The sequence below is a fragment of the Vibrio sp. 10N.222.46.A1 genome (assembly GCF_041473595.1).
Lineage (GTDB): Bacteria > Pseudomonadota > Gammaproteobacteria > Enterobacterales > Vibrionaceae > Vibrio > Vibrio tasmaniensis_A.
Genome location: NZ_JBFRSN010001339.1, coordinates 1 through 455, shown reverse-complemented (window position 1 = coordinate 455; position 455 = coordinate 1). Strand labels below are relative to the sequence as shown.

Annotated in this window: 2 protein-coding genes; both read left to right on the top strand. The window is 47.7% G+C overall.

What is annotated here, in order from left to right:
* Positions 1–192, top strand: a 192-nt coding sequence (gene traL, locus AB4496_RS26455) for a type IV conjugative transfer system protein TraL (protein ID WP_372132861.1), incomplete at its 5' end; no start/stop codon positions are given.
* Positions 192–455: TraE/TraK family type IV conjugative transfer system protein (locus AB4496_RS26450; protein ID WP_372132859.1), on the top strand; the 264-nt coding region annotated here is incomplete at its 3' end. The genes traL and AB4496_RS26450, both read left to right, overlap by 1 nt.

Genomic DNA, 455 nt, shown 5'->3' with positions numbered 1-455 from the left:
ATGTTGTTCAACATCAATCGGTTGGTCGCGGTCGCCGTGTGTATCGGATTTTTCCTCACCATTCGCAGCTTAAAAGTCCGACACGGCCCCAAATTCATCATTCACTTCATCCACTGGTATGGGGATGACACAGCGAATAAAACCATTTTTAAACGCACGCCCCCCGCCACAAAAAAATATTGGATTTACTGATGCTCAATGAACATAACGGCGAGGCGCTTAAAGCGGCTCGCTTTATCAATTACGTCCTCACCGCGGTGGTGTTGATCACCGCCTTAGGAACCGCTGGGTTGAGTTTTGCTTTATTAAGCCAAAACCAAGCGGAAAAGCGCACCTTCGTGCCACCTCATATCGACCGAGCGTTTACGATCTCAAGCGATGCGGTTGATGAAGCGTATCTTTCTATGATGGCCGATTGGTGGATACACCTAAAATTTAATGTCACGCCCTCTAAC